The organism is Hydrogenophaga sp. (assembly GCF_011390835.1).
Lineage (GTDB): Bacteria > Pseudomonadota > Gammaproteobacteria > Burkholderiales > Burkholderiaceae_C > Hydrogenophaga.
In genome coordinates this window covers 1-25,130 of sequence record NZ_JAABRQ010000022.1, presented here as the reverse complement: position 1 = coordinate 25,130, position 25,130 = coordinate 1, and the positions used below count along the sequence as shown (strand labels likewise).

At 65.2% G+C, this 25,130-nt stretch carries 17 protein-coding genes; 6 read left to right on the top strand and 11 right to left on the bottom strand.

All coding sequences use genetic code 11. The annotated features are described in order from the left end of the window. Positions 1-19: 19 nt before the first annotated feature. From GPT34_RS13345 to ppsA, 5 genes are all read right to left on the bottom strand, one after another. Positions 20-2,212, bottom strand: coding sequence for an exonuclease domain-containing protein (locus GPT34_RS13345; RefSeq protein WP_291013279.1), 2,193 nt, complete (start codon positions 2,210-2,212; stop codon positions 20-22). Continuing rightward, positions 2,209-2,583 (bottom strand): response regulator, encoded by a 375-nt coding sequence (locus GPT34_RS13340; RefSeq protein ID WP_291013276.1) that lies wholly within the window; start codon positions 2,581-2,583, stop codon positions 2,209-2,211. The genes GPT34_RS13345 and GPT34_RS13340 overlap by 4 nt, the downstream gene beginning before the upstream one ends. Then, positions 2,580-5,357 carry a sensor histidine kinase gene (locus GPT34_RS13335; protein ID WP_291013273.1) on the bottom strand — a complete coding sequence of 926 codons (2,778 nt, stop codon included), beginning with the start codon at positions 5,355-5,357 and terminating at the stop codon, positions 2,580-2,582. Before GPT34_RS13335 ends, GPT34_RS13340 begins: the two co-directional genes overlap by 4 nt. 18 nt (positions 5,358-5,375) lie before the next feature. Beyond that, a complete protein-coding gene (locus GPT34_RS13330) occupies positions 5,376-5,594 on the bottom strand; it encodes a hypothetical protein (RefSeq protein ID WP_291013270.1) in 219 nt (72 codons plus the stop codon). A gap of 145 nt (positions 5,595-5,739) precedes the next feature. Then, positions 5,740-8,151, bottom strand: coding sequence for a phosphoenolpyruvate synthase (gene ppsA / locus GPT34_RS13325; RefSeq protein WP_291013267.1), 2,412 nt, complete (start codon positions 8,149-8,151; stop codon positions 5,740-5,742). A gap of 224 nt (positions 8,152-8,375) precedes the next feature. On the opposite strand from ppsA, the gene GPT34_RS13320 reads away from it, so the two are divergent. Then, positions 8,376-9,197, top strand: a complete 822-nt coding sequence (locus GPT34_RS13320; RefSeq protein ID WP_291013264.1) for a pyruvate, water dikinase regulatory protein — start codon at positions 8,376-8,378, stop codon at positions 9,195-9,197. Positions 9,198-9,204: 7 nt separating this feature from the next. Here GPT34_RS13320 and GPT34_RS13315 read toward each other — a convergent pair whose 3' ends face one another. The 3 genes from GPT34_RS13315 to GPT34_RS13305 all read right to left on the bottom strand — a co-directional run bounded on the left by GPT34_RS13315 (position 9,205) and on the right by GPT34_RS13305 (position 11,932). Further along, complete coding sequence (locus GPT34_RS13315) at positions 9,205-9,594, bottom strand: hypothetical protein (protein WP_291013261.1); 390 nt, start codon at positions 9,592-9,594, stop codon at positions 9,205-9,207. A 208-nt stretch (positions 9,595-9,802) separates the two neighbouring features. Continuing rightward, the gene (locus GPT34_RS13310) at positions 9,803-11,656 is read right to left on the bottom strand and encodes a sodium:solute symporter family protein (RefSeq protein WP_291013259.1); all 1,854 of its coding nucleotides are present in this window, start codon (positions 11,654-11,656) and stop codon (positions 9,803-9,805) included. A gap of 15 nt (positions 11,657-11,671) precedes the next feature. Then, a complete protein-coding gene (locus GPT34_RS13305) occupies positions 11,672-11,932 on the bottom strand; it encodes a DUF4212 domain-containing protein (protein ID WP_291013257.1) in 261 nt (86 codons plus the stop codon). A gap of 343 nt (positions 11,933-12,275) precedes the next feature. On the opposite strand from GPT34_RS13305, the gene GPT34_RS13300 reads away from it, so the two are divergent. The 3 genes from GPT34_RS13300 to GPT34_RS13290 are packed head-to-tail and all read left to right on the top strand — an operon-like array spanning position 12,276 to position 19,838. Then, positions 12,276-13,181 carry a caspase family protein gene (locus GPT34_RS13300; protein ID WP_291013255.1) on the top strand — a complete coding sequence of 302 codons (906 nt, stop codon included), beginning with the start codon at positions 12,276-12,278 and terminating at the stop codon, positions 13,179-13,181. Between the two features lie 42 nt (positions 13,182-13,223). Then, positions 13,224-14,222, top strand: a complete 999-nt coding sequence (locus GPT34_RS13295) for an N-acetylmuramoyl-L-alanine amidase (RefSeq protein ID WP_291013253.1) — start codon at positions 13,224-13,226, stop codon at positions 14,220-14,222. Positions 14,223-14,261: 39 nt separating this feature from the next. Further along, positions 14,262-19,838, top strand: a complete 5,577-nt coding sequence (locus GPT34_RS13290; RefSeq protein WP_291013251.1) for a CHAT domain-containing protein — start codon at positions 14,262-14,264, stop codon at positions 19,836-19,838. A 183-nt stretch (positions 19,839-20,021) separates the two neighbouring features. On the opposite strand, the gene ahpF is transcribed toward GPT34_RS13290, so the two are convergent. Continuing rightward, positions 20,022-21,623, bottom strand: a complete 1,602-nt coding sequence (gene ahpF / locus GPT34_RS13285; RefSeq protein ID WP_291013249.1) for an alkyl hydroperoxide reductase subunit F — start codon at positions 21,621-21,623, stop codon at positions 20,022-20,024. A 219-nt stretch (positions 21,624-21,842) separates the two neighbouring features. Then, positions 21,843-22,424, bottom strand: coding sequence for an alkyl hydroperoxide reductase subunit C (gene ahpC / locus GPT34_RS13280; protein WP_291013247.1), 582 nt, complete (start codon positions 22,422-22,424; stop codon positions 21,843-21,845). A gap of 680 nt (positions 22,425-23,104) precedes the next feature. On the opposite strand from ahpC, the gene GPT34_RS13275 reads away from it, so the two are divergent. Further along, positions 23,105-23,557 carry an energy transducer TonB gene (locus tag GPT34_RS13275; protein ID WP_291013245.1) on the top strand — a complete coding sequence of 151 codons (453 nt, stop codon included), beginning with the start codon at positions 23,105-23,107 and terminating at the stop codon, positions 23,555-23,557. Between the two features lie 90 nt (positions 23,558-23,647). Here GPT34_RS13275 and GPT34_RS13270 read toward each other — a convergent pair whose 3' ends face one another. Continuing rightward, a complete protein-coding gene (locus GPT34_RS13270) occupies positions 23,648-24,049 on the bottom strand; it encodes a heme-binding protein (RefSeq protein WP_291013242.1) in 402 nt (133 codons plus the stop codon). A gap of 235 nt (positions 24,050-24,284) precedes the next feature. Between GPT34_RS13270 and GPT34_RS13265 the strand changes: the two genes are divergently transcribed. Then, the gene (locus tag GPT34_RS13265) at positions 24,285-24,980 is read left to right on the top strand and encodes a Bax inhibitor-1 family protein (protein WP_291013239.1); all 696 of its coding nucleotides are present in this window, start codon (positions 24,285-24,287) and stop codon (positions 24,978-24,980) included. Positions 24,981-25,130 lie beyond the last annotated feature (150 nt).

Genomic DNA, 25,130 nt, shown 5'->3' with positions numbered 1-25,130 from the left:
GGGCCGCCTCGGAGGGGGGTCAATACTTGAGTCGGGCGTAGAAGGTCTTCTGCGACGCTTCGCGCGCTTCGCCCAGCGTGTGGATGCCTTTTTCCGCCAGCAACGGAATCAGCTTCAGAAACGCCTCGGCCGTCACCATGGCGTCGCCCAGTGCGGTGTGGCGCCCGACGATGGTGACGTTGAAGCGTTCGGCCAGGGCTTCCAGTCGGTGCGAGTCCTGATTGGGGTGCACCAGGGCGGACAGCAACAGAGTGTCGAGCACCGGGTGGTCGAATACCGCGCCGGTCTGTGCCTGCTTGAGCTGCAGAAACCGCATGTCAAACGCCGCGTTGTGAGCCACCAGCACAGTGTCCTGCGCAAAGGTGTGGAAAGCCGGCAGCACCTGGTCGATCGTGGGTTGGCCCAGCACCATCTCGGGCCGGATGCCGTGAATGGGAATGCCGGCTTCGGGGATGGAGCGTTTCGGATCCACCAGTTGCTCGAAGCTTTCCTGGCGCAGCAGCTTGTTGTTGACGATGCGCGCCGCACCGATCTGGATGATCTCGTCGCCCTGAGACGGGTTGAGTCCGGTGGTCTCGGTGTCGAACACCGTGTAGCTCAGGTCAGTCAAGAGCCGGTCATCCAGCGAACGGGTGAGCTCGGTGGTCTTGAACAGATCGAAGTCGTAGTATTCGGGCCGGCTGTCGCTCGGCAAGAGGGCCGCTTTTTCTGCCTGCTCCTGCGGGTTGGCCAGTGGCAGCAGCAAGCGGAAAAACGCCTGGTGGCGCACACGCTCACGTTCAAACCAGAACGCGCCCGCATGGCGCTCGATCACATCGCGCACTGTGAGACGCGTGGCTTCACCGCCGGTGCGCATGGCGTCCATCTCCCAGCTCATCACTGTCTCGGTGCTCATGGCCTGCCCCGTCCAGACCAGGTCCAGCTGCGCTTTGCCAGCGCTGCTGGCGGCCGTACTCAGGCGAAGCTGCACAAATTTCACCGCAAACTCGTCCTTCAGCCGCCCCGCCAAGTACACCAGCACCTGCAACAACGAAAAACTCTCCACCTTGAGCCAGAGGCCAGCGTCGACCTCGGCTGCGTTGGCGTTGAGGCCAGTCACCACCTCGATGCGCCGGGCGGCCGCATTGACGAGGTCGGCGCCCAGCATGTCTTCCAGTGGCCAGCGTGTCTTGAGGTTGGTGGTCGAGCCGGTTTCCAGCGCGCTGATGCGCTGGCTCAGAGCGGTCGTCTCTTCACGGATGACACCCAGGAAGCGCTCGCGCATGGCGGGCTCCAGATCCGGGTAATCCAGTATGTCCAAGGCCGCCTGCATGTTGCCCAGCGCAGCGCGACTGCCTTCGGTCAGGCTGAGCAGCACCTGATCCTTGGCGGACTCGGCTTCGAAGTCGCGCGTGATGTTGTCCAGCATCAGCACAAAGCCGGTGAGGTCGCTGCCATCTTCAGCGCTCACGCCCTGCGTGGCCCGCACTGGCGCCATCTGCACCCGCAACAGCTGTCCTGCCGGGGTGGTGGTGACGAACTGCGCCGACGGCTGGGCCGCGCCGCGCAGCATGCGCTGCTGGATATTCTCCAGCGCGTGCGTGACCAGCTTGCGGTCGAACACGCCGTAGATCGACCGGCCCAGGCCGATCAGCTCGGCGCCACCCGCCACCCCGGGCGTCTGCGACAAGGCACGGAACTGCATGCGCGCGCGGTTGTTGTAGAGCAGCACGCGGCCATCCAGGTTGCACACGACCACGCTCTGCGTGAGCTCGGACATCAGCGCGGCCAGCCGGCTCTTTTCCGCCTCGATGCCCTGCGCAGCCTCCTGCACCTTGCGCATCATCTGTTCGCGCAGTTCTTCTCGCTGCCCCACCAGCTGGTTGAACAGGTCGGCCAGCACCTGGGTCTCGACATTGCCCTTGGGCTTGAGCGTGCGAACCACGTCGGTGCGCAACAGGACTTGCGCTTCTTCAGCCAGTTGCACGGAGGGCGTGACCCAATGGTCAAACCAGCGCTTGAGTGCCCAGGCGATCGCCGCCATGCCAGCGCCCCAGGTCAGCAGCACCAGGACCAGCCGTTCGCCTAGCAGGGCCCACACCGTGTTGCGCTCCACTGCCTCCAGCGTACTCCCCACCAAGACCATGGTCGCCAGTAGCCAGGCCACCGACAGCAGGCCTGCCACCCCCAGCAACAACCAGAGGCGCCGGTCCGTGGTCTGCTGACCGCTCATGGCGCCTCGCCCAGCATGTCACGTACCTTCTGCACCAGCTCCTTGGTGGAAAAGGGCTTGGTCATGTAGGCGTTGGCGCCCAGCGCCAGGCCCTTGGCCACGTCCGTGTCGCGACCCTTGGCGGTGAGCATCAGGATCGGCGTGTCGCGCAGCACATCGCTGGCACGCACCTCGCAGCAGACGTCGAAGCCCGACTTGTTCGGCATCATCACGTCCAGCAGCACCAGCGCCGGTCGCTCTCGAAGCAGCACATCCATGGCTTCCTGCCCATCGCGCGCCAGCAGCACCTCGTAGCCTTCGCGCTTCATCAAAAACTCCAACGAGATCAGGATGTTGGGCTCGTCATCGGCAATCAGGATTTTTTTTCTCATGTGTCGCTGCTCCTCTTGTTGTCGTCCATCGTTCCTGCTCCGGTGGCGTTGCCCGCGTGCGGCAGCGCAAATCCGAAACAAGCCCCCTGCCCCGGCGCCGACCGCAACCACATGCGGCCGCCGAAATGTTCCACGATCTGTCGGCTGATCGGCAGGCCCAGTCCGGTGCCCCCAGGCCGGTAATGATCGTCACCGGCCACTTGCCGGAATTTCTCAAACACCACCGCTTCCTGGTCGGGCGCCATACCCGGTCCGTTGTCCTGCACTTCCAGCGTCAGCTCGTCTCCCGCTTCCTGCACACGAAGCACCACCCGACCCACGTCGCGAGGCGCGTACTTCAGCGCATTCGACAGCAGGTTGAGCACCACCTGGGTCAGCCGGTCGGCATCCGCCCACACTGGTCGCACCCGCTCAGGGAGCTCGATCACCAGCGCCACACCGCGCTCGCGGTAGTTCTCGCGCATGGTGCCCGCAGCCTGCTCGGCCACCTCACACAAATCGATTTCGGTGCTGCGCCAGTCGGCTTGCCCGGCCTCGATCTTGGCCATGTCCAGCACCTGACTCACCAGGCGGCTCAGCCGCTCGGCCTCGCCGACGATGATGCCCAGAAACTGCTGCCGCTGGGCAGCATCCATGTTTTCATCGTCGCGCATCAGCTCCGACAGCGCCCTGATCGAAGTCAAAGGCGTGCGCAATTCGTGCGTCACCGACGACATGAAATCGTCTTTCATGCGATCCAGGCTCTTGAGCTTGTCGTTAGCCTCCCGCAGGTCAGTGGTGGCGCGCTCCAGGGAACGCGACTTGTCCTCCAGCGCGTGCGAATAGGCGCGCAACTGCGAGGCCTCGTCGAGGATGCGCAGCACATCGTCCAGATCCAGCGGTTCCTCTTCCACAGCCGAGGCCACCATGACCCGCGCCGAGGCGCTGCCGATGGCGCCAGCGAGCTGGGTCTCGACAAACTGCACCAGCCGCGCATCGCCCGGAATCTGAGCGATGTCCGACACCCCCAAGCCTCGAGCGTAGCCTGTCAGCAGGCGCTGCGCAGCCTCCGCACCCAGGAAGCGCCCCATCAGCGGCAACAGCGCCGACACCTGGGCCCGGCCCTGCCAGAACACCGGGGGCGCCTGGGCAGTGCGGCGGAACACGTCCACAAACAGCAGGGCCTGGCTGGTCTCGGCGGCGGAGGGAACTCGCCACAACGACACGCCCACATAAGCGCCCACGTTGACCAGCAGACTCCAGAAAAGCGAGTGGGTCAGGCCGTCCAGACCCGCCAGGCCCAGCAAGGCCTCGGGCTTGAGCCAGATGAGGCCCCAAGGCCCATCGTGCAGAAAGCTCTCGGACAACAGCCAGCCCGACTTGGCCAGCGAGGGCAGCATCAGCGTGTAGGCCCAGAAGGCAAACCCCAGCAGCAAGCCCGCCAGCGCCCCGCGCCGGGTACCACCGCGCCAGTACATCCCGCCCAGCATCGCTGGGGCGAACTGCGCCACGGCGGCGAAGCTGATCAGGCCGATGCTCACCAAGGCGTAGGCCTCGCCGGCCAGATGGAAATACAAATAGCCCAGCAGCAGGATGGTCAGGATCGCAGCCCGGCGGATGCCCAGCAACAGGCCGGTCAGATCGCTGCTGGCCCTGGCGCCGAAGCGCCGCATGCGCAGCAGCAGGGGCATGACCAGATCGTTGCAGACCATGGTCGAAACTGCGATCGCCTCCACGATCACCATGCCCGTGGCCGCCGACAGACCGCCGACAAACGCCGCCAGTGCCAGCAGCGTCCAGCCCTCGGCCAGTGGCAGCGACAGGATGAAAGTCTCGGGATCCATGCGACCCGGACCGAAATACAGCAGCCCCCCCAGCGCGATCGGCAGCACGAACAGGTTGATCAGCAGCAGGTACAGAGGAAAGACCCAGACCGCGCGCCGCAGATGGCGCTCGTCGACGTTCTCAACCACCATCACCTGGAACTGGCGCGGCAGGAAAATCACCGACAACATGGCCAGCAGCGTGAGCCCGGCCCATTGCGCGTAGGCAAACGATTGCCCTTGTTCGAACTGCATCAGCTGGCGCAGGCTCTCGACACCGCGCGCCTGCTCAAACAGCGCCGCCGGGCTGGAAAACAGCCCGAAGCTCACGAACAGGCCCACCGCCAGGAATGCCAGCAGTTTCACCAGAGACTCAAATGCGATCGCCGCCACCATACCTTCGTGGCGTTCGGTGCTGTCGAGGTGGCGCGCGCCAAACACCATGGTGAAGCCGGCCAGGGCCAGCGCCACGTACAGCGTGCTGTCGCGCCACCAGTCCACGCCGGTAGCGGCCGGCTGGCCCAGCGGTGAAGTCAGCACCGCGTAGCCGCTGGCAATCGCTTTGAGCTGCAGCGCTATGTAGGGCACGATGCCCACCACGGTGATCAGGGTCACCAGTCCCGCGAGCGTCGGGCTCTTGCCGTACCGGCTGGCGATGAAGTCCGCAATGGAGGTGATGCGGTATGTCTTGGCAATGCGGATCATCTTGCGCACCACCATCCAGGCCAGCACCATGGCCAGCATAGGCCCCAGGTAAATCGGCAGAAACCAGACGCCAGAGCTCGCCGCGCGACCCACGCTGCCGAAGTAGGTCCAGGCGGTGCAGTACACGGCCATCGACAAGGCATAGACCCAGGAGTTGCCAATCACCGACCGCCCGGCCGCAGCGCGCTGGTCGGCCCAATAGGCCACCGCAAACAGCAGCAGCAAATAGGCGAACGAAACGCCGATGACCAGGGATGCCGGGAGCATTGCGGCCTGCCGTGAAGCTCAGTCTTCGGAGAGGCCGGGCCGATCGTGGCCGCGCTCGACCACCCAGGCCAGGGCCGCGATCAGCGCTGCCCAGAGCAGGAACAGAGCGGTCGGGAACAGCGGAAGGCCAGCAATGGACAGATCGTGGTCCCACAGCGCGAGCAGGGGGAAGTTGAACAGCAGCAGCCCAGCCACGAACAGGGCCACCAGGCGTTGAGCGTCCAGGCCTTGAAACATGCGCTTCTCCTCGTCGTGTTGCCGGCGCAGATCTTCACCACGCGCTACAAGCATTGTGCGCCTGGCGCTGACCCTGCACTGACTCACCCAAATAGAAAAAAGGCAGGGGAGCACCCTGCCTTCTTTCAACGCGATGGAGCGGATCCTACTTGGCCGAGGCGGCGAGCAACTGCCAGGTGTCGACCACCGAGTCCGGGTTCAAGGAGATTGAGTTGATGCCTTCGTCGCGCAGCCACTGCGCGAAATCCGGGTGGTCGCTGGGGCCCTGGCCGCAGATGCCCACATACTTGCCCTCGGCCTTGCAGGCGCCAATCGCCATCTGCAGCAGCACCTTGATGGCCGGATCGCGCTCGTCAAAGTCCTGTGCCAGCAGCTCCAAGCCCGAGTCGCGGTCCAGGCCCAGGGTGAGCTGGGTCAGGTCGTTGGAGCCGATGGAAAAACCGTCGAAGAACTGCAGGAAGTCCTTGGCCAGTACCGCGTTGCTCGGGATCTCGCACATCATGATCACCTTGAGCTCGTGCTCGCCGCGCTTGAGGCCCTTTTCCGCCAGCAGCTCTGTCACTTTCTGCGCCTGGCCCAGGGTACGAACGAACGGCACCATCACCTGCACGTTGCTCAGGCCCATGTCTTCGCGCACGCGTTTGATCGCCTCGCACTCCATGGCGAAAGCTTCGCGGAAATCTTCGCTGATGTAGCGAGCGGCTCCCCGAAAGCCCAGCATCGGGTTTTCTTCATCGGGCTCGTAGCGGCTGCCACCGACCAGCTTGCGGTACTCGTTGGACTTGAAGTCTGACAGGCGCACGATGACTGGCTTGGGCCAGAAGGCGGCGGCGATCGTCGCCACGCCTTCGGCCACCTTGTCCACGTAGAAGGCGCGCGGGGAGGCATGTCCGCGGGCCACCGATTCCACCGCCTTCTTCAGGTCGGCATCAATCGCCGGATAGTCGAGGATGGCCTTGGGGTGCACGCCGATGTTGTTGTTGATGATGAATTCCAGCCGCGCCAGGCCAACACCGCTGTTAGGAATCTGGCAGAAGTCGAAGGCGAGCTGGGGGTTGCCCACGTTCATCATGATCTTCACGTCCACCGGTGGCATCTCGCCGCGCTTGACCTCCGTGATCTCGGTCTCCAGCAAACCGTCGTAAATGTGGCCGGTGTCGCCCTCAGCGCAGCTCACCGTTACCAGCGTGCCGTCCTTCAGCGTTTCGGTCGCATCACCGCATCCCACCACCGCTGGAATGCCCAGCTCGCGCGCGATGATGGCCGCGTGGCAGGTGCGCCCGCCGCGGTTGGTCACGATGGCGCTGGCGCGTTTCATGACCGGCTCCCAATTGGGATCGGTCATGTCGGTCACCAGCACGTCGCCTGGCTTGACCTTGTCCATTTCGCTGATGTTGTGCACCAGGCGCACCGGGCCGGTGCCGATCTTCTGTCCAATGGCGCGGCCCGAAGCCAGCACCGGACCCTTGCCCTTGAGCTTGTAGCGCACCTCGGTCTTGCCCGCGGCCTGGCTCTTCACCGTCTCCGGACGCGCCTGCAGGATGTACAGCTGACCGTCGTTGCCGTCCTTGCCCCATTCGATGTCCATAGCGCGGCCGTAGTGCTGCTCGATCACCAGCGCGTAGTGCGCCAGCTGCTCGACGTCGGCATCAGTCAGGCTGTAGCGGTTGCGCTGCTCCACCGGCACGTCGACGGTCTTGACCAGCTTGCCTTTGAATTCACCTGTCGCCGCCTTCTCCTCGGCACTGGTGAAAGTCATCTGGATCAGCTTGGAGCCCAGGTTGCGGCGGATGAGAGCCCGCTTGCCCGCCTTCAGCATGGGCTTGTGCACGTAGAACTCGTCCGGGTTCACCGCGCCCTGCACTACCGTCTCGCCCAGACCATAGCTGGAAGTGATGAACACCACGTCTTCAAAACCGCTTTCGGTGTCGATGGTGAACATGACACCGGCGGCCCCCAGGTCAGACCGCACCATGCGCTGCACGCCGGCAGACAAGGCCACGTCAGCATGGGCAAAGCCTTTGTGCACCCGATAGCTGATGGCGCGGTCGTTGTACAGCGAGGCAAACACCTCTTTCATCTTGTGCAGAACCTCGTCGATGCCGTGCACGTTGAGAAAGGTCTCCTGCTGACCGGCAAACGACGCGTCGGGCAGGTCTTCGGCGGTGGCCGAGGAGCGCACCGCAAACGTGGCCAGTTCATTGCCATCGACCAGCGTCGTGTAAGCCGAGCGGATAGCCTGCTCCAGATCAGCCGGGAACGGCTGCTTTTCCACCATGGCCCGGATCTCGGCACCGGCTTCGGCCAGGGCGCGCACGTCTTCGGTGTCGAGTGCGTTCAGCCGCGCGTTAATGCGATCGGTCAGTCCTTCGAACTTCAGGAACTCGCGAAACGCGTGGGCGGTGGTGGCAAAGCCAGTGGGCACCTTCACGCCGCTGGGCAGCTGCGAGATCATTTCGCCGAGGCTGGCGTTTTTGCCGCCGACGACCTCCACGTCGGTCATGCGCAGATGCTCGAAGGGCACGACCAGGTCGGTCGGAGAAAACAGTTGGGACATGGAAAGACTCCGCTCAAGTTAAAAACCGGGAGCCGTCACGCTGCTGGGGACCTTGTTGTGGTGTTCTGGGTCGGCCTGCGGGCGGAGGCAAGAATCAGGGGCCGATGCAACCGGGATAATGGACGTGCATGGATGCCCCAATTGTAGGTGGCCCAGTCTTTGCCCCCCGATCGCTGCTGGCGGTCTTCTCGAATTCCTCACAATTTGCCACCTGGAGTTTGCCCATGCCCAACCGCACGGTTTTTTTCGTCTCCGACGGCACCGGTATCACCGCCGAAACCTTTGGCAACGCCATCCTGGCGCAGTTCGAGGCCGAGGTCCGGCGCGTGCGACTGCCGTTTCTCGACAGCGTGGACAAAGCCCACCAGGCGGTGCGCCAGATCAACCACACGGCCGAGGTGGAAGGCAAGCGCCCTCTGGTATTCGTGACCGTGGTCAACATGGATGTGCTGGAGGTCATCAAGGCGGACTGCAGCGGCATGATGCTCGACATGTTTGGCACCTTCGTCGAGCCCCTGGAGGCCGAACTGGGCATCAAGTCCAACCACCGGGTGGGCCGCTTTTCTGATGCCTCCAAAAGCAAGGAGTACGACGACCGCATCGAGGCCATCAATTTTTCGCTGATGCACGACGATGGCCAGAGCCACCGCGATCTGGAAGGCTCTGATGTGATCCTGGTCGGTGTGAGCCGCAGCGGCAAAACGCCCACCAGCCTCTACCTGGCGATGCAGCACGGCCTCAAGGCGTCCAATTACCCGCTGATTCCTGAAGACTTCGACCGCCGCAAGCTGCCGCCAGCCCTGGTGCCCCACCGCAAGAAGATCTTTGGCCTCACCATCGCGCCCGAGCGCCTGGCCCAGATCCGCAACGAGCGCCGACCCAACTCGCGCTATGCCAGCCTGGACAATTGCCGGGTGGAGGTGAGCGAGGCCGAAGCCATGATGCGGCGCGAAGGCATCCGCTGGCTCTCGACCACCACCAAATCGATCGAAGAGATCGCCACCACCATCCTGCAGGAAATCCGGCCCGAGCGGCTGGGCTACTGAGGCGCACTCAGCTGGACTGGTCCGAGCCGGGGGCACCCTTCTTGGCTTTGGTCTTGGGCCCCAGACCATGGGCCTGGCGGCTCAGGGCAAACGATGCCAGCAGCTTGCACCAGAGCGTCACGCCAGCGATGGCGATCCAGTCGTCGGCGGCCAGAGCCTGAAAGCCCAGCACGGCCACCAGCACGCCCACCATGATGACGCCGCCAACGAAGTTGATCGCCATCTCGTAGGGCGCGTATTTCTCGGCGTTGGTAGGTGGCACACCCTTCTTCAGGGCCACCTCGGAGAAGTCGCGGCGAACCAGGATGCGCCAGGCGCGGCGCAGCCAGAAGAACGACACTGGGAACAGCACCAGCAAAAAGATCCAGTTGAAGATGTAAACACTCGGCAAGTTCATCCGGCAAACCCTTGTTGAAATCAGCGCTCGATTCGCTGTGGGGGAGCGGCGGTGACACCGCTCCCCCACAGCGGCCTGGGTACACACCCCGGCCTACGGGGATTGTGCTGTACAGGCAGCTGCAAAAGAAAAGACCCCGTCAGCAAGCCGACGGGGTCTGCTTCACCCCCGCTCTGGACGATCGCCCAGTGCGGATGGTGTCAGGCCATCAGTGGCCGGTGGCTGCGCCGGAACCGCGCGGGATGCGCACCGATTCCACCAACTCCTGGATGTGCTTTGGTGCAGGTGCGGTCATCTTGTTCACCAGGAAGGCCACCACGAAGTTGGTGATCGCGCCCACGGTGCCGAAGGCCTCGGGGGTGATGGTGAAGAAGCTGTTCGCCCCGCCGATCAGGCCGAGGTAGTCGGTGCCCTTGATGAAGAAGATGCCCTTGTGTGCGAACACATAGAACAGCACCACGAACAGGCCCGCCAACATACCAGCGATCGCGCCCTTGTCGCTCATCGTGCGGCTAAAAATGCCCATCATCAGCGCGGGGAAGATGGTGGAAGCCGCGATACCGAAGGCCAGGGCCACAGTACCAGCTGCGAAGCCCGGCGGATTCAGACCCAGATAGCCCGCCACGAAGATGGCCACGGCCATGGCGATCTTGCCTGCCATGAGCTCGCCCTTTTCGCTGATGTCGGGCTTGATGGCGCCCTTGATCAGGTCGTGGGAGATGGCCGAGGAGATGGCGAGCAACAGACCCGCAGCGGTCGACAGCGCAGCGGCCAGACCGCCGGCGGCGACCAGCGCGATCACCCAGTTGGGCAGCAGCGCGATTTCCGGGTTGGCCAACACGATGATGTCGGCATTCACGGTCAGCTCGTTACCCTTCCAGCCGGCCGCTTCGGCCTTGCCTTTGGCGGCTTCGTTCTTGGTCTTGTCGTTGTAGTACTGGATGCGGCCGTCGCTGTTCTTGTCTTCCCACTTGAGCAGACCGGTCACTTCCCAGCGCTTCATCCAGGCTGGACGCTCCTCGTATACCAGGCTGGCCTCAGGCGCATAGACGTCGGCGTTGGCTTTCACCGCATCCGAGCTCACGACAATGCCACCTTCCGGGCTCTTGACCAGGCCGACCGCGCTGTTCACGGTACCGACCAGGTTCAGGCGCGCCATCGCGCCCACGGCAGGTGCCGTGGTGTACAGCAGGGCGATGAACACCAGAGCCCAACCGGCGGAGGCGCGGGCATCGGCCACTTTCGGCACGGTGAAGAAGCGCACGATCACGTGCGGCAGACCGGCTGTACCGATCATCAGCGACACGGTGTAGAAGAACATGTTCAACGTGGAACCGTTCGACGAAGTCGTGTACTGGCCAAAGCCCAGATCGGTCACCACCTGGTCGAGCTTGGAGAGCAGCGACACGTCGGTGCCCGACAGATTCGCGCCCAGGCCCAGCTGCGGCAGGAAGTTGCCGGTGAGGTTCAGCGAGATGAAGAAAGCGGGCACCAGGTAGGCCAGGATCAGCACGCAGTACTGCGCCACCTGGGTGTAGGTGATGCCTTTCATACCGCCGAACACCGCATAAGCAAACACGATCGCCATGCCGATGTAGATGCCCTGATCGCTGGTTACGCCCAGGAAGCGCGCAAACGTCACACCCACGCCAGTCATCTGACCAATGATGTAGGTCAGCGATGCGACCAGCAGGCACAGCACGGCCACGTTGCGGGCGGACTTCGAGTAGAAGCGATCGCCGATGAACTCGGGCACGGTGAACTTGCCGAACTTGCGCAGGTAAGGCGCCAGCAGCATGGCCAGCAGCACGTAGCCGCCGGTCCAGCCCATCAGGAACACGGCGCCGCCGTAGCCCAGGTTGGAGATCAGGCCGGCCATGGAGATGAAGGACGCGGCCGACATCCAGTCAGCGGCCGTGGCCATGCCGTTGGTCACGGGGTGAACCCCGCCGCCGGCTACGTAGAACTCGGACGTGCTGCCCGCGCGCGCCCAGAAGGCAATGCCGAGGTAGAGCGCAAAGCTCAACCCGACAAAGATGTAAATAGTGGTTTGCAGTTCCATGTTGCTTCCTTGTGATCAGTCTTCTTGCATGCCGAACTTGCGGTCGATCTTGCCCATCGCCCAGGCGTAGTAAAAGATCAAAGCGATGAATATGTAGATGGAGCCTTGCTGGGCAAACCAGAAGCCCAGTGGGTAGCCGCCCAGGTGAAAGCTGTTGAGCAAGGGAGCGAACAGGATGCCCGCGCCGTAGGAAACCAGTGCCCAGATGATCAGCACCTTGGTCAGAAGACCCAGGGTGGCCGACCAGTAGGCCTTTGCGTTGTTGTCACTTGCCATGAAAGTCATCTCCTCGGAGTGATGCTTTTGCTATTTCGACGGGGTGAACCGCCACGATTTGCATGCCAGCCACCGTGCGGTTTTTGGCATTACGGGGCGGACTGTGGACACGCTTTCTTACATCAAAATTGCTGGCGCCCTGCTCTGGCACCAGGCCTAGGGTAAGCCCCTAGCAAATAGCGGCAGACGGGCGGTGCAACGCTCCAATGCTCGGCTCGCTGCAGTCCCCAACTCAGCCTGCGGCCAACAACTCCTTACATCTTCTGGTTTGCGCCCTGGGCGCTGAGCGCCCAGAATTTGTGACAAATCGCACGTACTGCGATGTCAGCGGAGGGAGCAAGCCATGGCGACCCAACCCAGACCCGTCAAGCCCCGGCAGGCCCAAGGCATGTCCTTGCACATCGGCATCAACAAAGTTCAGGCCTCGGCCTATGCGGGATGGACTGGCCCCCTGGCGGCTTGTGAGTTCGATGCGAACGACCTGACTGCTGTGGCCCGGTCTCAAGGTCTGGTGCCTCAGTTGCTGCTCACCCAGCAAGCGACTCGGTCCAAGGTGCTGGCAGCCCTGCGCGCTGCAGCCCGCCGGCTGGTGGCAGGTGATCTGTTCTTCCTGAGCTACTCCGGTCATGGCGGGCAGGTGCCCGATGTCAGCGGTGAGGAACCCGACAAGCTCGACGAAACCTGGTGTCTCTACGACGGCCAACTGATCGATGACGAGCTTTACTTACTGCTCAGCCGTTTCCGCTCCGGGGTGCGTGTGCTCGTGTTGTCCGACAGTTGTCACAGCGGCACGGTGGTGCGAGCGGGCCGAGAGCCAGGCGCAGGCGCTTCAGCCCGGCCACGCATCATGCCGCCAGCGGTGGGCATGCGGGTCTATCAGGCCCACCAGGCGTTTTACGACCGGTTGCAGGAGGAGGCCACGCGCGCAGCAGGTGGTGCCGTCATCGATCCTGACGTGGCTCTCGCGCAGGTCGCGGTCAATCCTCGGCTGGGGGCTATCGTCAAGGACTTCCAGCCAGCAGTGCTGCTGATCTCCGGCTGCCAGGACAACCAGTTTTCCATGGACGGCGACCACAACGGTGCGTTCACCGAACAGGTGCTTCGCGTCTGGAACCACGGCAGCTTCCAGGGCAATTACGCCCTCTTCCACGCCAAGGTCCGGGCGGCTCTGCCGCCCAGCCAATCACCGAATCTGTTCACCCTGGGGCCAGCCGCGACCCTGCTCAAACAGACACCGTTCACGTTGTGAACGCCATTTGGCCTGCGCCGCAGGTCAGCCACAAGGACGCCCATGCTCAAGCTCAAGGATCACCGCCTCACCGGTACAGGCGTGAGCCAACAGCCCACGCCCAACACCGGTGGCGCTCTGCGGCCCCGGTTCCTGATCCTGCACTACACCGCAGGCCGAGATCTGGAGAGCTCGGTGCGCTCGCTCAACACCCGCAAGCCGCAGGGCAATGCGTCGGCCCATGTGGTGATCGGGCGCGACGGACGCATCGTGCAACTCGCCCCGTTCAGTGTGCAGACCTGGCACGCTGGCGTGAGCCAGTGGAACGGCATCAACGGACTGAATGCGCACGCCATCGGCATCGAGCTGGACAACGCGGGCCGGCTGCACCAGGAAGGCGATCGTTTTGTAGCCTGGTTTGGCAAGGCCTATCCGCCACGAGAGGTGGTGCAAGCGGCCCACCCCCATGGCGGCGGCCCCCAACCCTGGCATGCGTACAGCGAGGTCCAGATCGCGCGCACGCTGGAGCTGTGCGAACTGCTCGTGGCGCAATACGGTTTGCAGGATGTGCTGGGCCATGAGGACGTGGCACGTGGGCGCAAGACCGATCCTGGGCCGGCCTTTCCCCTCACGGCGGTGCGCGCGCGGGCGCTGGGCCGCGGGATGGATGCCGATCCGCGCTGGGTCGTCACCGCTTCGCGCCTGAACATTCGAAGCGGCCCCGCGGCGAGCTTCGACACGCTGGGACCGGCGCTGCCCAAGGGCACCGAGCTGATCCGCCTCGAGGCCCAGGACCGCTGGAGCCACGTCGAGGTGGTCGGCGGCACCGATCGCGAAGGCTGGGTCAGCAACGATTTCATCGCACCCGCTCCACGGCCTCGCTCTGCCGGCGAGACCGTGCTTCCGCGCAGTCAGCGCAGCACCTCCGCGGCCAGGGCTCGCAGCCGTGCTGCGCCCGTCCAGCCAGCCAAACGGCCGGTGTCGCGACGCAAGGCCACCTCCATCCAATTGCCGCCCAAATCGGCGACACGCCGAACCGCCAGCAAGAGCGCCGCCGGCTGACCACCGCCCAAATCCAACCACAGACCCACGAAAGCCCCCATGGCCAGCAGCCCACCCCCGACCCCCATCACCTTCGCCGTGCGCGGACAACCCGCCGGACTGCGGGGCGCGCGCGCAGGCACGCTGGACCGAGAGGCCGATGGCCGTGGGCGGGTGCTGCAGTCCGTGCGCTTGGGTGCCACGCGCGGCAGCAACGAAACCCTGCAGCTCACTGCGCGCCCTGGGCTGGATGTGGTGGTGCTGCACATTGCACACGGTCCATCGCTCACGCTGCACCCCGAGACCGCGCGCGACCTGATGCTGGCGCAGGCGGGCACGGCCCCTGGAGCGGCCACGCGCGGCGCGACGGCCGACGGCGCGGTCGCGGTGCCGACCCAGCTGGCCTGGCAAGGCGGGGATGCCGAAGGTACGTCGCGTGGCGCCGGCCGCGGCCGGCTGGGCCAGGCGCTGCTGACCGGCATCGACATCGTCACCGACTTGCTCAGCGGTCCGGCCGCCCGCTACACCGCCGCTCAGATCGCAGCCCGTGTGGACCAGCAGGTCGACCCCGGCCTATACCGGTTACCACCCCAGGGATTTGGCCAGCCACTCAAAGGGCATGGCCATAAGATCGCCCGCTTGCCGCCGCCAGCGCGGCCGGGTGCGCCCGTGCTGGTGCTGTTGCACGGGACCTTCTCCAACACTCAGGGTACCTTCGGCAAGTTGTGGCAGCACCACCCCAGCCGCGTGCGTGAGCTGTTTTCGCACTACGAGCAGCAGGTGTACGGGTTCGATCACCCCACGCTCGGACAAAGCCCGATCGAAAACGCGCTCGCCCTGGCAAAGACGTTGCCCGACGGCGCCCGCCTGCACCTGCTCACGCACTCGCGTGGCGGTCTGGTGGCCGAGGTGCTGGCGCGTGTGTGCGCGCTGCCGACACTCGACGCACGCGACCTCGCGCCCTTCAAGGACCCGGTCTACCGCCAGCAGGCTCAGGCCTTGCGCGCGCTCGGCGCCGAGCTGCAGGATCGCGACATCCGTGTGGAGCGCGTGGTGCGCGTGGCCTGCCCTGCGCGCGGCACCTTGCTAGCGTCCAAGCGGCTTGACGCCTACGTGTCGGTGCTGCGCTGGTCGCTGCAGCTCGCCGGTATTCCGGTGGCGCCAGCGCTGGTGGATTTCCTGGGCGAAATCGCCACCCAGCGCACCGATCCCACTTTGCTGCCTGGGCTGGAAGCGATGACGCCCCAAAGTCCCCTGGTGCAGTGGCTGCACGACACCGAAGCGCGCGGGCGCGATACCTTGCCCGGGCAACTGCGGGTGGTGGCTGGCGACATCCAGGGCGATTCGCTCACCAGCTGGATCAAGACCCTCCTGGCCGACGCGTTTTACTGGACCGACAACGACCTCGTGGTGCAGACCCGGTCCATGTACGGCGGCACACCGCGGGCAGCCTCCGGCGGCCAGGCCAGCGCCAGCTTCTTGCTGGACCGCGGTGGCGAGGTGACGCACTTCGCTTATTTCAGCAACCCGAACACCGCCAATGCGGTGTGCAACGCTTTGGTGCAGGACGCCCCGAGCGGCTTCTTACCGATCGGCCCACTCTCCTGGGCCGGCAGCAGCAGCGACGGCTTGCGCGCGGGGCCACGAGCAGCCAGCCTGCCGGCCGCGGCGCAGCGCCCAGCGGTGATCGTGCTGCCCGGCATCCTGGGCAGCCACCTGAGTGTGAATGGGCAGCGTGTGTGGCTCGGCTTGCGCCTGATCGGCGGACTGGGGCGCATCGCGTACCGCGCCGATGCCACCAACGTGCTGCCCGACGGCGCCATTGGCAGCGTGTACGACGCGCTCAATGAGCACCTGAGCACCAGCCACGAGGTGATCGAGTTCTCGTTCGACTGGCGCCGCCCGATCGAAGAGGAGGCACAGCGGCTGGCCGAGCGCATCGACCAGGCGCTGAGCGAGCGCCAGGCCAGTGGCCAGCCGGTGCGCCTGCTCGCCCACTCCATGGGCGGCCTGGTGGCGCGCACAGTGCAGCTGGAGCGCCCCGACGTGTGGCAACGCTGGCTGGAGCGGCCGGGCTCGCGCCTGCTGATGCTGGGCACCCCGAACGAGGGCTCGTTCGCGCCCATGCAGGTGCTCACGGGCGACGATCCCTTGAGCAACACCATTGGTGGTTTCGGCCTGCCGTTCCAGGACCATCGCTTTCGCCAGCTCATGGCCGAAATGCCGGGTCTGCTGCAGCTGCAATCCGGCTTGCTCGACCCGTCGCTGGGCCTGCAGAACAGCCAGCACTGGCGGGAGCTCGCTGAACAGGACATGGCCTTGCTCATCGAGGCCAACCGCTGGCACAGCCAGGACGTGCAGCGCAACATCTACCGCTGGGGCGTACCGCCGCAGGCGGTGCTGGACCAGGCGATCTCGCTGCGCCAACGCCTCGACCAGCAGCGCAACGACGCCCTGCCCGCGTTCAGCGACCGCCTGCTCATGGTGCTGGGCCAGGCGCGTTTCACCCCCACCGGCTTTGAGCTCGACACCAGCGAGGGCCTGGTCTACCTCGACGCACCAGAGACGGGCGATGGTCGTGTTACCCAAGACAGCGCCCTGCTTCCTGGCGTGCGCGCCTGGAGCGTGCCCTGCGAGCACGGTGACCTGCCCAGTCACCGAGAAGCCTTTGACGCCTACCTGGAACTGCTGGAGCGAGGTGACACCCAGCGACTGACCAGCGCAACCGTTCACCGCGGCGCACAAGCGATGCCGGTGCGCAGCCGGCCGTCTCGACAGCGCAGCGACCAGGCTCAACCGCCGGTGTCGCTGCCCGAGTTGTTCCGCCTCGGCAGCTCGCCCCCCTCGTCGAGCCCGGGCAGGGCGGCGGCTGCTGCGCCCGCCCTGCGCGTGAGCCTGCACAACGGCAACCTGCGCTTTGTCAGCGCGCCGCTGCTGGTGGGCCACTACGGCGCCTCCACGCTGACCGGCACCGAGCGAGTGGTGGACATCTTCATCGGCGGCGCCATGGCGGCCTCGCTGGCCGCCGGCCTCTACCCCGAAGCCCCGGGCACTCACCAGATCTTCCTCAACCACCGCCAGGACCCGGCCAGTCCGTTTGCCTTGCCGCGACCGCCCCATGTGGTGGTAGCCGGTCTGGGGGAAGAAGGCAAACTGCAGAACGCCGACCTGACGCTGACCGTGCGCCAGGCCGTGATGGCCTGGGCGCAGCGGGTGGCCGAGAGCCCCGGCGCAGGCGAAACGCAGTTTGAGCTGTTCGCCACGCTGATGGGCAGCGGCGGCGTCGGGGTCAGCGTGGCGGCGTCGGCTCAGGCGCTGGTGCAAGGCGTGCGCGAGGCCAACGAACGGCTGCTGGCGGGCGGCTGGCCCGTGGTGGGCCATCTGCGCCTGATCGAGCTGTACCTCAACCGCGCCACCGAGGCCTGGGGTGCCCTGCAGCTGCTGGTCAACGCAGCGCCCGAGCACTACGCCCTCACGCCACGCGTGCTGGCCGGTGTGGGCGCCCTGCGCCAGCCGCTTGAAACCAGCTACCGGGGCACCGGCCACGACTTCATCAGCGCCATCTCCACCCGCGACGACGATGGCGAACCCACCATCACTTACACCCTGGACACGCAGCGTGCGCGCTCGGAGGCGCGGGTGCAGGCCACGCAGACGCGGCTGGTGAGCGAGCTGGTGCGCCGTGCCTCCAACGAGGCCAATCGCGATCCGCAAATCGGGCGCACGCTTTTCCAGTTGCTGGTCCCGGTGGAGATGGAGGCCAATCTCCGTGGCAGCGACGAGCTGCTGCTGGAGCTCAACGACGGCACCGCGGCCATCCCCTGGGAACTGCTGGACGCACCCCAAGATGGTCGCGGCGGGCCGACCACCCCCTGGGCCATCCGCAACAAGTTGCTGCGCAAGCTGCGCACAGTGCAATTCCGCGGCCAGGTGAGCGACGCGCGGCGCGAAGACGCAGTGCTGGTGATCGGCGAGCCGCGGTGCGACCCGAACCTCTACCCGCCCCTGCCCGCCGCCCGCAGCGAAGCCGAGGCGGTCCGCGAAGCGCTGTGTGGCCCGGGCGGCATCGACGCCGAGCGGGTTCACGCATTGATCGCACTCGACGACCACCTGGGGCCCGACGCCGCCGCGGTCACCAACGCCCTGCTGGCCCGCCCGTACCGCATCGTGCACATCGCCGGTCATGGTGAACCCGAACTGCTGCGCGGCGACTTGCCGCCGCAGTTGCGCGGGGTGGTGCTGAGCGACGACACCTTCCTGGGTCCGCGCGAGGTCGAGGCCATGCGCGTGGTGCCCGAGCTGGTGTTCCTCAACTGCTGCCATCTCGCCGCCGACCCACAGCAGTTGCTCAAGGGCTACGACCGCGCCAGCTTCGCCGCCGGCGTGGCCAAGCAGTTGATCCGCATTGGTGTGCGCTGCGTGGTGGCCGCCGGCTGGGCGGTCGAAGACCACGCCGCCAACCGCTTCGCCACCCGCTTTTACGAGGCGCTTTTGCGCGGCGACCGCTTCATGGACGCGGTGCACGCGGCCCGCGTGGCCGCGTTTGAAGCCAGCCCCCAGGGCAACACCTGGGCGGCCTACCAGTGCTATGGCGACCCGGAGTGGGTCTGGCAGCCCGACCACCGCGGCCCTCATCGCCCGCTGGCGCCGGTGGGGGATGCGTTCACCGGCATCGCCTCCCCGGTTGCGCTTACGCTGGCGCTGGAAACGCTGGCGGTGGAGAGCAGCACCCAGGGCGCCGATCCGGCCCGGCAGCGCGAGAAGATTGCCCACCTGAAGGGACGTTTTGCAGATACCTGGGGCGGCATGGGCGCCGTGGCCGAGTCTTTTGGCGTGGCCTGCGCCGCGGCCCACGATGTCGAGGGCGCGATTCACTGGTACGGCCAGGCGGTGGCGGCCAACGACGGCAGTGCCTCGGTGAAGTCCAGCGAGCAGCTGGCCAACCTGCGGGCGCGCCGGGCCTGGGATCGCCTCCGCAAGCACACCGATGCACGGCAACCAGCCGCCGAAAAGGCCTCGCTCATCACCCAAGGGCGGCGTGAGATGGCCGAAGCGGCGCAGCTGCTGCAGGCGCTGGTGACGGTTTCGCCCACCGTCGAGCGCGAAAGCTTGCTGGGCTCGGTGGCCAAGCGCCTGGCGATGCTGGAGCGACTGGCTGGGCAGCGCCGGGCTGAAGCCGTGGCCATCGCGCAGATGACGGCGCACTACCGCCATGCGGTGAGTCTGGCCGAGCAGACCGCGCACCCCGGCTTCTTCTATCCCGCGCTCAACCTGCTGGCGGCCGAGCTGCTGGGACCCGCTCGCCGCACCCCGCGGCTCAACGCGGATCTGGTGAATCGGGTGCGTGAAGGGCTGCTGGCCAAGCGCCGCGACGACCCTGACTTCTGGAGCGTGGTTGGCCTACCCGAGCTGGGCGTCTATCAGGCGATCGACCAGGGTGAACTCGCGGCGCAGCTGCCCGAACTGCTCGCGGCCTATCAAGACCTGCACCAGCGTGCGGGCACACCGCTGCACTGGGCTTCGGTGGCCGACCAGCTCGATTTTGTGCTCGCACAACGGGGAGTTGGCCGCGGAGCCGAGGCCAGCGCTGCCAGACGCCTGCAGCTGCAACTGCGTGCCTACGCCGACAGCCCGTGATCGGACCCCTTGGCTGGGGCGCGATGCACTGCGAGGCCATGTTCACACCACTTTCCTGAGATGCGATGCAGATCAAAAAGGTGATGCGCGGATGCTGGCCGGATTCTTCTGGAGCAGCGGCGACGAGACCACTGAGGCCTGGCGGCTGCAGCGCAAGCCTTACACGCTGCGCCGCCGAGACACTCAGGCCGGTGAGGCGTCGGCCACTGGCTCAGCCGCGGTTGGCACCGAGGGCTGGCGGATCAGGTAGTCGAAGGCGCTGAGCGCGGCCTTGGATCCGTCGCCCGCAGCGATCACGATCTGCTTGTACGGCACCGTGGTGCAGTCACCGGCGGCGAACACGCCCGGCAGGTTGGTGTGGCCCTTGGCATCGACCTCTATCTCGCCGAAGCGGCTGAGGTCCAGCGTGCCTTTGAGCCACTCGGTGTTGGGCACGAGACCGATCTGCACAAACACACCGGCCAGTTCGATCAGCTGCTCCTCGCCGCTGACACGGTCCTTGTAGCGCAGCCCGTTCACCTTGCCGTCGGCGCCGGTGATCTCGGTGGTCTGGGCGTTCACGTGAATCGTCACGTTGGGCAGGCTCTTGAGCTTGCTCACCAGCACCGCGTCGGCCTTCAGCGCGTCAGCAAATTCGACTAGCGTCACGTGCTGCACGATACCTGCCAGATCGATTGCAGCCTCCACACCCGAATTGCCGCCGCCAATCACCGCGACCCGCTTGCCCTTGAACAGCGGACCGTCGCAGTGCGGGCAATAGGCCACGCCCTTGTTGCGGTACTCCTGCTCGCCAGGCACGTTCACGTTGCGCCAGCGCGCACCGGTCGAGAGGATCACGCTGCGGCTCTTGAGCGTGCCTCCGTTGGCCATTTGCAGCTCAATCAGGCCACCTGGCTCGCTTGTCGGCACCAGCTTGTCGGCGCGCTGCAGGTTCATCAAATCCACCTCGTAGTGGCGCACCTGGGCTTCGAGCGCGGCGGCAAACTTCGGCCCATCGGTCTCCAGCACGCTGATGTAGTTTTCGATCGCCATGGTGTCGTTGGTCTGGCCACCAAAACGCTCGGCCGCCACCCCCACACGAATGCCCTTGCGCGCGGCATACACCGCCGCGGCTGCACCGGCAGGTCCACCGCCAACGATCAGCACATCAAACGGGTCTTTCTCGCTCAGCTTGGCGGCCTCGCGCTCGTCGGATTTCACATCGAGCTTGGCCACGATCTCTTCCAGCAGCATGCGGCCCGAGCCAAACACCTCATCGTTGCGGTACATAAGCGGTACCGCCAGAACCTGACGGCGATCCACCTCTTCCTGGAACAGCGCACCGTCGATCACCACAGTCTGAATACTCGGGTTGACGATGGCCATCAGGGCCGCAGCCTGCACCACGTCGGGGCAGTTGTGGCACGACAGGCTCATGTAGACCTCGAAGCGGTGCTCACCCTCCAGGGCCTTGATCTGCTCGATTACCTCGGGCTCGACCTTCGGCGGGTGACCGCCGGTCCACAGCAGTGCGAGCACCAGCGAGGTGAACTCATGGCCCAACGGGATCGCCGCAAAACGCACACCGGTGGTCTCGCCCTCGCGAGCGATCACGAAAGAAGGCTGGCGCGCGTCGGATCCTGACTCGTCAAACGACACCTTGTCGGACAACGCGGCAATCTCCTCCAGCAGCCGACGCATCTCGCCCGCCTTGGCACTGTCATCCAGCGAAGCAATCAGGCGAATCGGCTGCCGCAACATCGCGAGGTAGGAGGAAAGCTGACTGGTGAGGGTCGCATCAAGCATGGTGAACTCCTTCAAAAACAAAAGTGGGTGCACTGAACCAGTGCCGCTGGTGCATGGGCCTCAAAACAAAGCCCATGGGTCTGCGGTACGAGATAAAGAACTAGAAAGGCAGCCGTAACGCAGTGCCTTTACTGAGAACATTGCGGGTCCGGCTCCGCCGGCCCGCAGACGTTGCCCCCTGGAGGGGGAGACGCGCCGCGGGCGCGGCGCGGGGCTGGGTCAGATCTTGCCCACGAGATCCAGCGATGGCGTCAGCGTCTCGGCGCCTTCGTTCCACTTGGCGGGGCAGACCTGGCCTGGGTTCTTGGCCACGTACTGGGCGGCCTTGAGCTTGCGCAGGGTTTCCTTCACGTCGCGGGCGATGCTGTTGTCATGCACTTCCATCGTCTTGATCTCGCCTTCGGGGTTGATGATGAAGGTGCCGCGCAGCGCCAGGCCTTCTTCTTCGATGTGCACGCCAAAGCCACGCGTCAGCTGGTGGGTGGGGTCACCAATCAGCGGGAACTTGGCCTTGCCCACGGCCGGCGAGGTCTCGTGCCAGACTTTGTGCGAGAAGTGGGTGTCGGTGGTCACGATGTAGACCTCGGCACCGGTCTTCTGGAACTCGGCGTAGTTGTCGGCGGCGTCTTCCACTTCGGTGGGGCAGTTGAAGGTGAAAGCGGCGGGCATGAAGATCAGCACCGACCACTTGCCGTGCAGGTCTTTCTCGGTGACTTCGATGAACTTGCCCTGGCGGAATGCCTGCGCCTTGAACGGCTGGACCTTGGTATTGATGAGTGAAAGAGCGTTGATGATGGACATGGTGATTTCCTGTTTGCGAGGGTTGAAGAAATGTGAGCAGCGGTGTTTGGCTGCGACCCATGAATAATAGTTGCGAGCTATTGATTCGTCGAATTGATAGTTGCTATATACCCGATAGCTTTTGATGCGGTGCAGCATCATTGATGCCTTGACCTTCACCTGCTGCCCCACCCAGTGCGGGCGGTGAAGTCTTGGCCGCGCACAGGCCGGCATGCCATCATGCGATCCATGTTCAGGCTCCCGAGTCGCCGTCTCCCGTGAAATACCCTGTGCAGCCTGTGCAGGTGCTCCCCCCGTGGGGAGCCGAGCCGCGCCTGTCGACTCGCCCTGGCCTGGCGGTGGTGGCTGCTGTGCTGGCCCTGCACGCGCTGGGCTTGTGGGCGCTGGCACCGAGCCAGTCCCGCCCAGTGCTGCAGCCCACGACCCCAGTCATGGTGTTGACTGGCACCATCGACTTGCCACCATCCGTCGCAGCCGCCAGCCCAGTGGCGCCGACACGGCGGGCTGAAGAGCGAAATCCGCCCCCTCCACCTGCGATCCCAACCACGCCCGAGCGGCTTGCCGTGGCGCCGACCCCAACCACGCCCAAGCCGCCCGCCCTGGCGCCACCGACCGCGGCATCCCGACCTGTTATGCCGGACCCCCCGCTGCGCGAGGCCCCTGAAACAAGCGCTCAGACCATGGCTGCCAACGAAACGCGGCTCGCGGGGGCATCGGCGCCGGACACAACGCCAGGCGCATCGCCAGTCGCCGCCGAAGCTGGGCTGGGCATGCGTTCGCCAGGCGCAGCCGAAGCGGCGACGCCTGATACCGAGCAGACCACCTCGCGGGCCGATCCTGGCGCGCAGCGCATCGAGCTGCCGCGTCAGATCGGAGCCTACCTGAGCAATCCGCCGCCGCCCTACCCGCCGCTCTCCCGGCGCCTGGGTGAACAGGGACAGGTGACCCTGCGCGCATTCATCGACGCCGACGGCACCGCTAGCCGCGTGGAGGTGTTGAATTCCAGCGGCTTTGATCGGCTTGACCGCGCTGCCCTGGCGGCGGCCAAAGACTGGCGCTACCTGCCCGGCACACGCGCGGGCCAGCCCGTCGGCATGTGGTTCAACCTGCCGGTGGTGTTTGAACTGAAGTGAGGCGAAGCCGGGCCAGCCGGCGCGCTGTGGTCACTTGCGGGGCGACAGGCCGGACCCGAAACGGCCGCGGCCTGGGCCCGCGGTGACGGCTTACAGGGCCGCGATGCCTGCGCGTGCGATCTGCACGTCTTCCGACGACTTCACGCCGCTCACGCCCACCGCGCCAATGCATTGGCCGTCTTGCAGGATGGGCACGCCGCCCTCGAGCATGCCAGCGATGGTGGGTGCGCTCAGGAACGAGGTGCGACCCTGGTTGATCACATCTTCGTAGACCTTGCTCTCACGGCGGCCCAGGGCGGCCGTGTTGGCCTTGGCCGGCGCGATGTGGGCCGAGACCGGGGCAGCGCCGTCCAGCCGCTGCAAGGCCAGCAGGTGGCCTCCGTCGTCGACCACGGCGATCGTCACCGCCCACTGGTGCTTAAGGGCTTCAGCTTCGGCGGCGGCCACGATGCGTTTGACGTCGGCGGCTTCGAGCACAGCTTTGTTTTTCATGAACTTCTCTGGGTTGGTTGGGTCTGAGTAAAGGCAAATGCAGCACCCCGAACAAGGGGCGTAACGAACCTTACCGCAGGCATTGGTGCCACGGTAGTCAGGGGTGACCATACCAAAATGAAGGTTTTCGGCCGGATCGCCCCGGTCTGCACACGGTCCGTACAATGTGCATCACCAAGCAGGCGCCTGAGGCGCTGTGCATTCAACGAGTCAGATGATGAAGGAGCTCACCACCATGACCGACCACGTACAAACCGGCGACCGCTTTGGCGGCGCCATCTCCCGCGATGTTCAGCGCAACAAAGTCATGCGCAACACCTACTGGCTACTGGCCTTGTCCATGCTGCCCACGGTGCTCGGCGCCTGGATCGGGGTGACGACGGGCATCACAGCCAGCTTGACAGGTGGCTTGGGCCTGATCGTTTTCCTGGGCGGGGCTTTTGGCTTCATGTTCGCCATCGAAAAAACGAAGAACTCGGCCGCTGGCGTGCCCGTGCTGCTGGGCTTTACCTTCTTCATGGGTCTGATGCTGTCGCGCCTGCTAGCTGGCGTGCTGGGCTTCAGCAACGGGTCCAGCCTGATCATGACCGCCTTCGGTGGCACGGCTGGTGTGTTTTTTGTGATGGCCAACCTGTCAACCGTCATCAAGCGTGACCTCACGGGCATGGGCAAGTGGCTGTTCATCGGCATGCTGGCCGTGTTCTTCGGCGCCATCATCAACGTGTTCGTGGGTAGCCCGGTGGGCATGGCGGTGATCGCCACCCTGGCCATCGTGGTCTTCAGTGGCTACCTGCTGTTCGACCTCAAGCGAATCGTGGACGGCGGCGAGACCAACTACATCACGGCCACCCTGGGTCTGTACCTCAGCGTGTTCAACATCTTCCAGAGCCTGCTGATGTTGCTGGGCATGTTTGGCGGCGACCGCGACTGAAGACGGCATCAGCCGGAAAAAGGGACCTACGGGCAAGCCCCTCGCTTAATCTGTTGAAGGATTGAGCTGATTTTGACAAGATGCCTCGTAGGTTCACGGACTTACGAGGCATTCTTCTTGTCGACTCCAATCCCGGCGCCCGCGCCACCG